The 13,214-nt window shown below is 51.9% G+C and carries 12 protein-coding genes; all 12 read left to right on the top strand.

The features are described from left to right. Positions 1–222 precede the first annotated feature (222 nt). The gene (locus V7051_RS23500; RefSeq protein WP_333879222.1) at positions 223–2,406 is read left to right on the top strand and encodes a HAMP domain-containing methyl-accepting chemotaxis protein; all 2,184 of its coding nucleotides are present in this window, start codon (positions 223–225) and stop codon (positions 2,404–2,406) included. Between the two features lie 9 nt (positions 2,407–2,415). Continuing rightward, positions 2,416–2,973 carry a chemotaxis protein CheW gene (locus V7051_RS23495; protein WP_334181182.1) on the top strand — a complete coding sequence of 186 codons (558 nt, stop codon included), beginning with the start codon at positions 2,416–2,418 and terminating at the stop codon, positions 2,971–2,973. 332 nt (positions 2,974–3,305) lie between these two features. After that, on the top strand, positions 3,306–5,744 hold the full coding sequence (locus V7051_RS23490; protein WP_333879220.1) for a methyl-accepting chemotaxis protein: 2,439 nt from the start codon (positions 3,306–3,308) through the stop codon (positions 5,742–5,744). 9 nt (positions 5,745–5,753) lie between these two features. Beyond that, positions 5,754–6,311: a chemotaxis protein CheW gene (locus V7051_RS23485; protein ID WP_333879219.1), complete on the top strand. Its 558-nt coding sequence runs from the start codon at positions 5,754–5,756 to the stop codon at positions 6,309–6,311. Positions 6,312–6,474: 163 nt separating this feature from the next. Next, the gene (locus tag V7051_RS23480) at positions 6,475–8,364 is read left to right on the top strand and encodes a HAMP domain-containing methyl-accepting chemotaxis protein (protein WP_333879218.1); all 1,890 of its coding nucleotides are present in this window, start codon (positions 6,475–6,477) and stop codon (positions 8,362–8,364) included. Positions 8,365–8,373: 9 nt separating this feature from the next. Further along, a complete protein-coding gene (locus tag V7051_RS23475; protein WP_333879217.1) occupies positions 8,374–8,502 on the top strand; it encodes a hypothetical protein in 129 nt (42 codons plus the stop codon). 68 nt (positions 8,503–8,570) lie between these two features. After that, entirely contained in the window at positions 8,571–8,900 is a 330-nt protein-coding gene (locus tag V7051_RS23470) for a chemotaxis protein CheW (protein WP_333879216.1), read from the top strand. 35 nt (positions 8,901–8,935) lie between these two features. After that, entirely contained in the window at positions 8,936–9,430 is a 495-nt protein-coding gene (locus V7051_RS23465) for a cytochrome c (protein WP_333879215.1), read from the top strand. Next, entirely contained in the window at positions 9,427–10,866 is a 1,440-nt protein-coding gene (locus V7051_RS23460) for a DcaP family trimeric outer membrane transporter (RefSeq protein ID WP_333879214.1), read from the top strand. Before V7051_RS23465 ends, V7051_RS23460 begins: the two co-directional genes overlap by 4 nt. Before the next feature lie 130 nt (positions 10,867–10,996). After that, the gene (locus V7051_RS23455) at positions 10,997–11,839 is read left to right on the top strand and encodes a CheR family methyltransferase (RefSeq protein WP_333879213.1); all 843 of its coding nucleotides are present in this window, start codon (positions 10,997–10,999) and stop codon (positions 11,837–11,839) included. After that, on the top strand, positions 11,836–12,381 hold the full coding sequence (locus V7051_RS23450) for a chemotaxis protein CheD (RefSeq protein ID WP_333879212.1): 546 nt from the start codon (positions 11,836–11,838) through the stop codon (positions 12,379–12,381). Before V7051_RS23455 ends, V7051_RS23450 begins: the two co-directional genes overlap by 4 nt. Further along, the coding region (locus V7051_RS23445; protein WP_333879211.1) for a protein-glutamate methylesterase/protein-glutamine glutaminase at positions 12,378–13,214 on the top strand (837 nt) is incomplete at its 3' end. The genes V7051_RS23450 and V7051_RS23445, both read left to right, overlap by 4 nt.

The following is a 13,214-nucleotide window of genomic DNA, read 5'->3' as shown; positions in this document are numbered from 1 at the left end:
GTGGCGCTGATCGTCGATGTGCCGGGGCTGATGGGGCAGATTGAGCATGAACGGGAGGCCACTGAGATGACAAGCGTTGCGGGATCAAAATAGTGATTTGTAGGACAAGCTTGGTGGGTCAGGCAATGAAAATCTACCAAAACTACGTGGCTGCATGAAGATCGATGAACGCGGTCTGGTGTCAGTTATCAATTAGACATTATAAATTTAAGAGCAAGTTATATGAAACTCACCGTCACAAAAAAAATGACTTTTCTAATTGGTTCCGCGTTGCTTGGTATCGCGCTGCTCATCAGTATCGCTCAACAACAAATGAACAAAGTGTTCGAAGCAGTCAATTATGCTAACGTCAATACTGTTCCTACCTATTTCGCTTTTTTTAAGATAAAAGGGTATTACTCCGATTTGCGCGAACTGTCGTTATTTCACGTCATTATCACGGATTCCAATGGCATGACGGCTCTCGAGCCGAAGATCAACGAGACACGCATGAAATTGGACGAAGCGTTAAATGCATACAAAACCAATGCTTGCAATGGCGCTACTTGTATGTCCGATGAAAAAGAGCAGAAGATGTTCGATAGCGTACAGTCGCTTCTGGCCGAATACGACGTTCAACGGCTGAAAGTCTTTAACTTTTCCAAGGAAAACAAGACTAAAGAGGCAGAAGCAGCGGTTAGGGATCTGTTGATGCCGGCAGTAAAAAAGTTGGATGAAACAATCCAGGTTGAGCTTGATTATAACGCTGAACTGGCCAAGAAAGCCGCTGACAATGGTGTGGAAGCTAAAGACTTCTCAACTACGATCTCTCTCTTTATATCGCTAGTTATTCTGATTGTTGTAAGCACCATTGGCTTTTTAATCACCCGCAACTTGCTTAAGCAATTAGGCGGTGAGCCTGATTTTGCTGCGGATATTGCCAATAAGATTGCAATCGGCGATCTCTCAAGCAATATTGCGGTCAAGCCTGGCGACACCACTAGCTTGCTAGCGTCAATGAAGGGCATGACTGCTTCAATCCAGGCATTAGTAGCCGACTCTGTCGCGCTCTCCACTGCGGCAGTTGAAGGCCGTCTGGAAACCCGTGCCGATGCGGACAAACACCAAGGCGATTTCCGCAAGATTGTCGAGGGCGTCAATGAGACATTGGATGCCGTGATCGGGCCGTTGAACATGGCGGCGGATTATGTGGATAACATTTCCAAAGGTGCCATCCCTGCGAAAATCACCGATAACTATAACGGTGATTTCAATATCCTTAAAAATAACCTGAACACCTGTATCGATGCGGTTAACGCACTGGTGGCCGATGCCACTATGTTATCGGTTGCCGCGGTCGAAGGTCGTTTGGAAACCCGTGCCGATGCAAGCAAGCACCAGGGCGACTTCCGCAAAATCGTCGAGGGTGTCAATGACACGTTGGACGGCGTCATTCTCCCTGTCAACGAGGCCGTTGCGGTGCTTACTCAAATGGAACAGGGTGACCTGACTAAAACCGTCAACGGTAACTATAAAGGCCAGCTCGACGACTTCAAGCAAACCATTAACAACACTATCGCTAAAATTTCTCAAGTCATTAACGAAGTTAATGGTGCGGCTTCCAGTATCGCCTCGGCCAGTGAAGAGGTTTCCGCCACAGCTCAAAACATGAGTCAGGCAACCAGCGAACAGGCGGCCAGCGTCGAAGAAACCAGCGCTTCTATCGAACAGATGTCGGCTTCGATCGACCAGAACACCGAAAACGCCAAGGTCACCGACGGTATGGCGACCCAGGCCAGCAGTGAAGCGGCGCAAGGCGGCGAAGCGGTTAAACAGACGGTCAGCGCGATGAAGAGCATCGCCGGCAAAATCGGCATCATCGACGATATTGCCTACCAAACCAACTTGCTGGCTTTGAACGCAGCCATTGAAGCCGCCCGAGCCGGTGAACACGGCAGGGGTTTTGCAGTCGTTGCGGCCGAAGTGCGAAAGCTGGCCGAACGTAGCCAGATTGCCGCCCAGGAAATCGGCGAGCTGGCCGAAAGCAGCGTTGAGATGGCTGAAAGCGCCGGTAAATTGTTGGATACCATCGTGCCTTCGATCAAGAAAACCTCCGATCTGGTACAGGAGATCGCGGCGGCCTCCGAAGAGCAATCGTCAGGCGTCAGCCAAATCAATACCGCGATGGACCAGCTCAACCAGATCACCCAGCAGAATGCGAGTTCATCGGAAGAGCTGGCCGCGACCTCGGAAGAGATGAGCGGGCAGGCAACGCAACTACTGGATCTGATGGCGTTCTTTACCGTGGATGAAAGTGCAGGGGCTGTTTCGAGGCCGTCCAATACCAGCAAGCTGTTTAAGTCGTCGGTTAAAAAAACGGTGTCGGTAAAACACGCGCCTAACGAAGCCGAATTTGTAAAGTTTTAGGAGGCGGTTATGAAGACAATCACACCCGCGGCGCAGACGCTACCGACTACGGTCGGCAGTGCTGAACTCGAGGAGCCACAGCAATACCTGACCTTCATGCTGAGCGGTGAAACTTATGCGATCAGCATACTTCGGATCAAAGAGATCATCCAGTACGGTCAACTGACCGAAGTGCCGCGGATGCCGGCTTTCATCCGCGGCGTCATTAACCTGAGAGGGGCCGTGGTGCCGGTGATCGACCTGAGCGCGCGTTTCGGCAAGTTGCCGACTGCGATAGGGCGACGCAACTGCATCATCATCATTGAAGTGGCGATGGGGGAAGAAACCCAGAGCGTCGGCGTGATGGTGGATGCAGTGAACGCGGTGCTGGAGATTCCGGCCGGCGAGATCGAACCGGCGCCCACGTTCGGTACCAACATCCGTGCCGACTTCATTGCCGGGATGGGCAAGATCAACGGCAAGTTTGTGGTCATCTTGAATATTCAGTATGTGCTGTCGATGGATGACATGTCGGCACTGGCTGCGGTGGGTTCCGGTTCGGCAGCCGAGTTGATAAAAGCTGAGTGAGATGAGGCCTCTGTTTTGCCAGCAAGTGCTGATTGATCGTTCTCACGCTCAAACATCATTTCGCTGGACAAACTTAAATACGAAAAGAGTATTGGCGGCTTCACCACTCTGGGTACCGGCGAAGTGGCACCGATCGTCAATGCGCCGGGGCAGATAGAACATGAAGGGGAAGAGAGTGAGATGACAACACCCTCAAAGAAGATTTGTAAGGTGGATCCGCTTTTCTACCTGCTCTACCAGACAATGTGAACACTATTAACCGTACGAAGATGGACAAATCTGGTCTTGTCTCAATTTATCAGTAAAACGTTATAAGTTAAGGAGAAATCTATATGAAACTCAAACTCACCGTAGCAAAAAAAATGGCCCTGCTGATCGGCTCAGCGCTGCTCGGCATCATCTTACTCGCCGGCTTCAGTCAACAGCAAATGAATAAGGTATTTGATGCGGCCAACTTCGGCAACGTCAATTCTGTACCCAGCTTGAAGGTCTTGAGTACCGCTCTCGAAGAGTTTGGGCGTATTCGGGTACGAGCCTATCGCCATGTGCTTAATACCGATGACAAGGCTATGCAAGAGATTGAGGCTAAGTTAAAGGATGCCCAGGTAAAACTGGATAAGGCACTCAAAGATTATGAGCCGCTTATCGCCGATGGTAAGGACAGAGCTTTTCTGGAGGCAGACAGAGTGTTACGCGATGAGTACACCGTTAGCCTGAACCAAATACTGGAACTGTCGCGTAGCAGCCAAAACGAGCAGGCGCGCGATATGCTCACCAAAGCGTCTATTGTGGCTGAAAAACTGAATACGGCGCTTGATGAACATATGCAATACAACATCGAGCTTGGCATTAAAGGCGCCGAGGAGGCTATTGCCGCCAAGAGCAACGCGTTGACCTTATCGCTGATCATCACTCTCCTGACTATTGGCGTGGTTTTTACCATCGGCTTCACCATAACTCGCGCCTTCCTACGCCAACTGGGCGGCGAGCCGGATGTTGCTGCCGGAATTGCCAACAAGATTTCAGCGGGCGACCTCACGAGCAACATTGAGCTCAAGCCAGGAGACACCAGTAGTCTGTTTGCCTCAATGAAGAACATGACGGCTTCAATCCAGGCATTAGTAGCTGACTCTGTCGCACTCTCCACTGCGGCTGTTGAAGGCCGCCTGGAAACCCGTGCCGATGGGAGCAAGCACCAAGGCGATTTTCGCAAGATTGTCGAAGGGGTCAACGAAACATTGGATGCGGTGATCGGGCCGTTGAATGTAACCGCTGATTATGTAGAGCAAATTGCCAAGGGTGTTATCCCTAGCATCATTACAGACAATTACAACGGAGATTTCAACGTTATCAAAAACAATCTCAATAACGTCGTAAAGATGATGAGTGACCTGCTGGCGCAGACCGACATCATCATCAAGGCGGCAGCGGACGGCGAGCTGGATACCCGCGCCAACGCCGACCTGTTCGTGGGCGGCTGGAAACAGCTGGTGAGCGGCGTGAACGATACTATTACCAACATCGTCAATCCGTTGAATGTCACGGCAGACTACGTTGATCAAATCTCCAAAGGCGTGATTCCACCGACGATTACGACCGAGTACAAAGGCCAGTACAACGTGATCAAGAACAATCTCAACAATGCGGTGAAGATGATGAGCGACCTGCTGGCGCAGACCGACATCATCATCAAGGCGGCAGCGGACGGTGAGCTCGATACCCGCGCCAACGCCGACCTGTTCGTGGGCGGCTGGAAACAGCTGGTCGCAGGTGTAAACCAGACATTGGATGGTGTGATTGGTCCTGTCAACGAAGCTGTGTCAGTTCTCGTCGAGATGGAGCGAGGCGACCTTACCCGAACTGTTGAGGGTAATTACAAAGGGCAGTTGAAGGATTTCAAAGATACGGTCAACAATACCATTGCCAAAATTTCTCAAGTGATCAGCGAAGTTAATGGCGCCGCTGCCAATATCGCCTCGGCCAGTGAAGAGGTTTCCGCCACGGCACAAAGCATGAGTCAGGCCACCAGTGAACAAGCAGCGAGCGTCGAAGAAACCAGCGCTTCTATCGAACAGATGTCGGCTTCGATCGACCAGAACACCGAAAACGCCAAGGTCACCGACGGTATGGCGACCCAGGCCAGCAGTGAAGCGGCGCAAGGCGGCGAAGCGGTTAAACAGACGGTCAGCGCGATGAAGAGCATCGCCGGCAAAATCGGCATCATCGACGATATTGCCTACCAAACCAACTTGCTGGCTTTGAACGCAGCCATTGAAGCCGCCCGAGCCGGTGAACACGGCAGGGGTTTTGCAGTCGTTGCGGCCGAAGTGCGAAAGCTGGCCGAACGTAGCCAGATTGCCGCCCAGGAAATCGGCGAGCTGGCCGAAAGCAGCGTTGAGATGGCTGAAAGCGCCGGTAAATTGTTGGATACCATCGTGCCTTCGATCAAGAAAACCTCCGATCTGGTACAGGAGATCGCGGCGGCCTCCGAAGAGCAATCGTCAGGCGTCAGCCAAATCAATACCGCGATGGACCAGCTCAACCAGATCACCCAGCAGAATGCGAGTTCATCGGAAGAGCTGGCCGCGACCTCGGAAGAGATGAGCGGGCAGGCAACGCAACTACTGGATCTGATGGCGTTCTTTACCGTGGATGAAAGTGCAGGGGCTGTTTCGAGGCCGTCCAATACCAGCAAGCTGTTTAAGTCGTCGGTTAAAAAAACGGTGTCGGTAAAACACGCGCCTAACGAAGCCGAATTTGTAAAGTTTTAGGAGGCGGTTATGAAGACAATCACACCCGCGGCGCAGACGCTACCGACTACGGTCGGCAGTGCTGAACTCGAGGAGCCACAGCAATACCTGACCTTCATGCTGAGCGGTGAAACTTATGCGATCAGCATACTTCGGATCAAAGAGATCATCCAGTACGGTCAACTGACCGAAGTGCCGCGGATGCCGGCTTTCATCCGCGGCGTCATTAACCTGAGAGGGGCCGTGGTGCCGGTGATCGACCTGAGCGCGCGTTTCGGCAAGTTGCCGACTGCGATAGGGCGACGCAACTGCATCATCATCATTGAAGTGGCGATGGGGGAAGAAACCCAGAGCGTCGGCGTGATGGTGGATGCAGTGAACGCGGTGCTGGAGATTCCGGCCGGCGAGATCGAACCGGCGCCCACGTTCGGTACCAACATCCGTGCCGACTTCATTGCCGGGATGGGCAAGATCAACGGCAAGTTCGTGATCATCCTGAATATTCAGTATGTGCTGTCGATGGATGACATGTCGGCACTGGCTGAGGTGGGTTCCGGTTCGGCAGCCGAGTTGACGAAGGCCGAGTGAAAGACGCGCCTGCTTAATGGGTATTGATTTCAACGTCACCCCATTCAGGCATCATTGAAACTATAGAGCAGAGCTGCAGACAATAGTTGTGACCTGGAGTGCTACCGGAAACAGGCAGCCATTATGGTTGTTATTCTAAATAATGTATCGAGGAGTAAGTAATATGAAGATGACTGTCGCACGAAAGATGGCTGTACTGGTAGTTTCCGCTCTTTTAGGTCTGGTAGGCCTGTCGTGGTTTGGGCAGAACAGAATGGATACGGTTTATGAAAAAACTAATATTGCTAACGTTAATAGCATTCCCAGTATTGTCGTATTATCCAGAGCCGCTGAATCGTTTGGCCGCTTGCGTGTCCGCGTATACCGCCATGTATTGGTTACCGATCCCGCAGAAATGATGAAAATCGAAACTGCGATAAAGGAGGCAAAGGATGGCGTTTTGGATGCCATGAACACATATGAAAGTGAAGGTTTGGCTGCGGACGACGAAGACAGACAGTTGCTTGCCGAAGATAAAGCTTCTTTTAGTGAATATGCCCTTGAAATGGAGAAGATTCTGGGATTTTCTCGCGAGAAAATGAAAGATAAAGCTTTCGATAGCATGGCACAAATTGGCGAGAAGGCCGAAAGGAGCAATACCGCGCTCAGAACACACATGAAATATAACGCCGATTTGGCAAAGAAGGCATCGGATGTGGCCGCTAAAGCCAAGGCCGATGCAACCAAACTATCCATTATCATTGAGTTCATTGTTGTGTTGACGACCGGGTTGCTGGGTTGGTTTACCACCACCAATTTATTGCGGCAGCTAGGTGGTGAGCCTGATTTAGTTGTCGATTTGGCCAATAAAATCGCCGTTGGCGACCTTGGCACCCAGATCGATTTAAAAGCCGGTGACACCGCTAGCGTGATGAATGCCATGAAAAATATGTCAGTTTCGATTCAGGCACTTGTAGCTGACGCAACAGCGCTTTCTTGTGCGGCTGTTGAAGGCCGACTGGAAATTCGTGCCGATGCGACCAAGCATCGGGGCGATTTCCGCAGTATTGTCGAGGGTGTGAACAAAACGCTGGACGGGGTTATTGTCCCTGTCAATGAAGTGGTTGCAGTGCTTCAGGGAATGGAACAAGGAGCTCTTACCCGAACAATTAATGGCGATTACAAAGGACAACTCAAGGAGCTCAAGGATACCGTCAACAATACCATTGCCAAATTGTCGCAAGTCATTAATGAAGTGAACGCTGCGGCTTCCAATATCGCCTCGGCTAGTGAGCAGGTTTCCTCCACGGCTCAAAGCATGAGTCAGGCCACCAGTGAACAAGCCTCATCGGTGGAAGAAACCAGCGCTTCGATCGAACAAATGTCGGCTTCCATCGACCAGAACACTGAAAACGCCAAGGTCACCGAAGGTATGGCAGCCCAGGCTAGCAGCGAAGCCGTGCAAGGCGGCGAAGCGGTTAAAGAAACAGTGAGTGCGATGAAGAGTATTGCCGGCAAAATCGGCATCATCGACGATATTGCTTACCAAACCAATTTGCTGGCTTTGAACGCTGCAATTGAAGCTGCCCGAGCCGGTGAGCATGGCAGAGGTTTTGCTGTGGTCGCCGCTGAAGTGCGAAAGCTGGCCGAACGTAGCCAGATTGCCGCACAGGAAATCGGCGAACTTGCCTCCGGCAGTGTCGAGATGGCCGAAAGCGCCGGAAAGCTGTTAGACACTATCGTGCCTTCAATCAGAAAAACTTCCGATTTGGTGCAGGAAATCTCGGCGGCTTCTGAAGAGCAGTCTGCTGGCGTCGGTCAAATTAATACCGCGATGAATCAGCTTAACCAGATCACCCAACAAAATGCCAGTTCAGCAGAAGAGCTGGCCGCCACTTCGGAAGAAATGAGCGGGCAGGCGGAACAACTGCTGGATTTGATGGCGTTCTTTACTCTAAGTGATAACGGAGATGCGGTTTCGGTAATTCCTAAGCCCAATTTTTCTAAGCATGCGGCTAGAAAAAAGGTAGCTGCAGAGCGGGTTTCTAACGAAGTCGAATTTGTTAAGTTTTAGGATATGGCTATGAATGCAATCATACCAGTGACGAACAGCGGTCCGAAGCTTGAGGAACAACAGCAATACCTGACCTTTATGTTGAGCGGCGAGACCTATGCGATCAGCATAATTCAGATCAAGGAGATCATTCAATAAGGCCAATTGACCGAAGTGCCGCGGATGCCGGATTTCATTCGTGGCGTGATTAATCTGAGGGGGCGGTAGTGCCGGTGATCGACCTGAGCGCACGTTTCGGTAAGCCGCCAACTCAGGAAGGGAGACGTAACTGCATCATCATCGAAGTGGAGATAGGAAAGGAAACCCAGAGCGTTGGAGTAATGGTGGATGCAGTGAACGCGGTGCTGGAGATTCCGGCCGGCGAAATCGAACCTGCGCCCACATTCGGCGTCAACATCCACGCCGACTTCATAGCCGGGATGGGCAAGATCAACGGCAAGTTTGTGATCATCCTGAATATTCAGCATGTGCTGTCGCTGGATGACATGACTGCATTAGCTACAGTGGGATCTGCTGTGGCTGCCGAGTTGGCGTAGGTAATTGGACATATGCAAACGGCAAGGATAGGACAATGGTGCAAAAATACAAGTTGATAATTATTATGCTGCTCGCTGCAATTTTGGTTGCGTGTTGGCCATCAGGGCCACGAACAATAACCAAACTAACGGAGACGGGGTCTCCGGCTTTGCATGCTATCGACAGCAATGAGCTGCGGCGGCTGATGGACCGGATGAACAGTCTGATGTTCGAGAGTATTTTGACCGGACAAGCGTTGGATAGCCAGCAACGGGAGTTCTCCAGCCGGGTTATCACGGCGGCGGAAGGTGTGGATCGGGCCTTAGACGGCATCGTCGCCACGTTGCCGAAACTGAATCTGGATGAAGGGGAACAGAAAACATTTCTCGCTTTGGCCGTCAATCTTAGGGGAAAAGCGCATACGCTGAAAGCCCAAGCGGAAGCTCGCCACTTTGACGATATTCCGGCGACCCTGGAGAAAATGAACGCCACTTGTACTTCCTGCCATCAACTGTTTCGCGATTTCGCCAAGCCGGGAGTCAAAAAATGATCAGGCATACAACTCTTTATCTGGTTGTCTCAACGATGTTCTTTTCTGTCGAGGCAAGTGCAGCCGACGATGATATGCGCATTTTGCTCAAGGAACTGATCAAGCAGGTTGAGGAACTTAAGTCTCATGCTGTCCAGTCCGATGTCCGTGTTCGAGAGTTGGAGAACAGTCTTGACAAAGAACGGAAGGAAAATAGGCAGCTGATCGCGGCCAGATCCATCCCAAAAGCCGTTGCGATGGCAACGCCAACCGATGCTGTTGCAGTGGAACCGAAAAAGGAAGCCAAGCCGCCTGTTACCCTGGGTGATGTCAAGGATACGTTCAAGATACCGGGAACCGATACCTCTCTTGGTTTTGGCGGCTTTGTCAAACTGGATGTCATCGAGAACAGCGTCAGTGCGGGTACCAATAAAGCCGGCGACCTTTATCTATTTGTTCCTCAAATACCGATATCGAATAGAGGGGAAAACAGCCAACTGGCGTTCAATGCGAGGGAAAGCAGGTTTTGGTTAAAATCTTTTACGCCAAGCCGGTGGGGCAATATCAACACCTATCTGGAGCTGGATCTCTTTGGTGCGGTAGATAGTTATACGCCGCGATTGCGCCATGCCTACGGCACCTTCGGCAATTTGTTGGCCGGTCAGACCTGGACTACTTTCGTGAACGAATTGGCCCTAGCCGATACCTTGGATCTTAATGGCCCCGTCGGCACTGCAAAGTTCCGTCAGCCACTGGTGCGTTGGACTCAGTCTTTCACTGTAGCAGGTCAGTCCATGGAGTTTCAGGCGGCTGCGGAAATGCCTAACAGCGCGCTGTACACCAGCAATTGGACGCCGACAGCGCCGGAAACCCTCACCACGGGCGGTGCGGATCGCTATCCGGACATGATTGTTCGTCTTAACTATAAACCGGATTGGGGTAACCTGTCTTTGGCCGGCATGGGACGGCAGATTCGCATGACGTCTTCGACCACGCCCGTCATTTCCAATGTCAAAGCCTCGCAAGAAGCTTGGGGAGGAGCGATCAGTCTGGCGGGCAAGATCAACATTTTCGAGTTGGACAATATTCGTTTCACGCTCAACTACGGTAATGCCTTCGGCCGTTACTCGGCCGTGGACCGAATGGAAGACGCCGCAGTTGATGCGGCGGGGAATTTGCATCAGGTCAATATTTACAGTGCTGTGGTTGCTTACCAACACTGGTGGAACAAGGCGTGGCGCAGTAGCGTGGCCTACGGATTCGAGCAGGCCGATCAACCCGGTTTCGTGAATCAAGCAATGACTCGGCAAGCGCAATCGACACACGCCAACCTGCTGTGGAGTCCTATCCTTCAAGCAACCTTGGGTTTGGAATATATCTACGGCATGCGGGAGCTGATAGATGGGCGGAGCGGAAGTCTTAGCCGGGTGCAGTTATCGGCCAGATACAATTTTTAGTGTTATCCGGAAATTAAAGGAGCATGACGGAAATGGTCTTCGACAAGCGCAGGAGCTTTTGTAGTTAGGTTTTTTAAATTAAATAAATGCAACAGTAACTTTATACAGTATCAATGAATGGAATGAAAAAATGAGTGCAGACGTGATTCACAAATCTAATCTTGCCGCCGTAGTGCTGAAAGAAAAGGAATTCACACAGTTTCGCGACCTGATCTACAGCATCGCCGGAATCAGCATGTCACCGGCCAAGAAGCCGCTGGTCGCGAGTCGTTTGGCGAAGCGCCTCAAGCATCATGAGCTGGCGAGCTACGGCGAGTATTTCCAAATGATTACCGCAGTTAACGGTAAAACGGAACTGCAAATGGCGGTAGATTTACTGACTACCAACGAAACGCACTTTTTCCGTGAACCCAAGCATTTCGATTTTCTGCGTAGGCACATTTTGCCCACAAGAAAACCGGGTAAGGCCTTACGTATCTGGAGTGCGGCCTGTTCCAGCGGCGAAGAGCCTTACAGTATTGCGATGCTGCTGGATGACGTAATGGGCAGTGCGCCATGGGAAATCGTGGCTTCCGACCTGAGTGTGAGAGTGCTGGAAAGGGCGCGTATCGGGCTTTATCCGATGGAGCGTATGCCGGAAATCCCCCGTGATTATTTGTCCAACTATTGCCTGAAAGGCACCGGAAGCCAGGATGGGACATTGCTGATTGATCGCAGACTGCGTGAACGTGTGCAGTTCATGCAGCATAACCTGACGGAAGCGCCGCCGAAACTGGGCGAATTCGACGTGATCTTTCTACGCAACGTAATGATCTATTTCGATCAGGACACCAAGCGCCAAGTGGTTTCGCGCCTGTTGTCATTGTTACGTCCCGGCGGATATTTCCTGGTCGGTCATTCCGAAACACTGAACGGTATTAATGAAGAAGTACGGTTGGTGCAGCCGGCCGTTTACCTGAAACCACTGAGATGATAAGACCTTTGCATCCGAAAGAGATTTTCCTTCAGCCCGGCGATCATTTCTTTGCCGACCGGGATACCCGCATCCGGACCGTATTGGGTTCTTGCGTGTCGATGACTTTTTGGCATCCGCATCTGTTGGTGGGGGGCATGTGCCATTACATGTTGCCGGAACGCGGCAGTGAACGAAAGGGAGAGAATTGGCCCGTGCCGGACGGCCGTTATGCTGATGAGGCGGTTGCCTTGCTATTGAAGAAAATTGATGTCGTTGGTGCGCCCCATAAGGAATATCAAGTTAAATTATTTGGAGGTGGCAATATGTTCCCCAACACACATTATAAAAATAAAAATGCTCCGTCCCCGATCGGCAGCATGAATGCGAATGCCGCGCAACGGCTGATAAAACAACATGGCTTCACCAGGGTAGCCGAACATTTGGGCGGCATAGGCTATCGCAATGTAATTTTCGAAGTGTGGAACGGAGAGGTCTGGGTGAAGCACTGCCATGTGTTGGCCCAAGAAGAAAATAACCCCATAAACAGGAGACTGGGATGACTGAGATTAAAGTACTGATAGTGGATGATTCCGCAGTCGTACGGCAGGTATTGACGACAACATTGTCGCAAGATCCGGGTATTAACGTGATCGGCGCGGTTGCCGACCCGGTGTTCGCGATGGCGCGCATGCAGACGCAATGGCCCGATGTGATTGTGCTGGACGTGGAAATGCCGCGCATGGACGGCATCACCTTCTTGAAAAAACTGATGGCCGAGCGGCCCACGCCGGTGGTCATCTGTTCCACGCTGACCGAGAAAGGCGCGGAAACCACCATGCAGGCGCTGGCGGCGGGCGCGGTCAGCATCGTTACCAAGCCTAAAGTGGGGCTCAAGCAATTTTTGCAGGATGACTCCGAAAGCTTGGTGGTCGCCGTTAAAGCGGCTGCCCGCGCCAACCTGCGCCGCTTGTCCGCATCGACTGCGGTACCGGTGCAGGCCAAATTGACGGCGGACGCCATCCTTCCGGCTAACTTCCACGCCATGGCCGAAACCACCGATCGGGTCGTCGCTATCGGCACCTCCACCGGCGGTACGCAGGCGCTGGAATTTGTATTGACCGCCCTGCCGCGGGTTTGTCCGGGCATCGTGATCGTACAGCATATGCCGGAAAAATTTACCGGCGCTTTCGCGGCCCGGCTGAACAATCTGTGTCAGATTGAAGTGCGTGAAGCGGTGAACGGCGACCGGGTCATGCCCGGCCGTGCGCTGATCGCCCAAGGCGGGCGGCACATGCTGCTCAAGCGCAGCGGTGCGCAATACCACGTTGAGATTGTTGAAGGGCCGCCGGTCAGCCGTCATTGCCCCTCGGTGGATGTGCTGTTCCGTTCGGTG

It is taken from the genome of Methylobacter sp. (assembly GCF_036845245.1).
Classification (GTDB): Bacteria; Pseudomonadota; Gammaproteobacteria; order Methylococcales; family Methylomonadaceae; genus Methylobacter_A.
The sequence above is the reverse complement of the archived record's forward strand: the minus strand, read 5'-3'. Positions and strand labels throughout refer to the sequence as shown.

Bases quoted from the DNA above. Each gene is read 5' to 3' on its own strand.
- V7051_RS23455 (WP_333879213.1), top strand. From the start codon at position 10,997: ATGAGTGCAGACGTGATTCACAAATCTAATCTTGCCGCCGTAGTGCTG.
- V7051_RS23490 (WP_333879220.1), top strand. From the start codon at position 3,306: ATGAAACTCAAACTCACCGTAGCAAAAAAAATGGCCCTGCTGATCGGC.
- V7051_RS23495 (WP_334181182.1), top strand. From the start codon at position 2,416: ATGAAGACAATCACACCCGCGGCGCAGACGCTACCGACTACGGTCGGC.
- V7051_RS23450 (WP_333879212.1), top strand. From the start codon at position 11,836: ATGATAAGACCTTTGCATCCGAAAGAGATTTTCCTTCAGCCCGGCGAT.
- V7051_RS23480 (WP_333879218.1), top strand. From the start codon at position 6,475: ATGAAGATGACTGTCGCACGAAAGATGGCTGTACTGGTAGTTTCCGCT.
- V7051_RS23475 (WP_333879217.1), top strand. From the start codon at position 8,374: ATGAATGCAATCATACCAGTGACGAACAGCGGTCCGAAGCTTGAGGAA.
- V7051_RS23485 (WP_333879219.1), top strand. From the start codon at position 5,754: ATGAAGACAATCACACCCGCGGCGCAGACGCTACCGACTACGGTCGGC.
- V7051_RS23460 (WP_333879214.1), top strand. From the start codon at position 9,427: ATGATCAGGCATACAACTCTTTATCTGGTTGTCTCAACGATGTTCTTT.
- V7051_RS23465 (WP_333879215.1), top strand. From the start codon at position 8,936: ATGGTGCAAAAATACAAGTTGATAATTATTATGCTGCTCGCTGCAATT.
- V7051_RS23500 (WP_333879222.1), top strand. From the start codon at position 223: ATGAAACTCACCGTCACAAAAAAAATGACTTTTCTAATTGGTTCCGCG.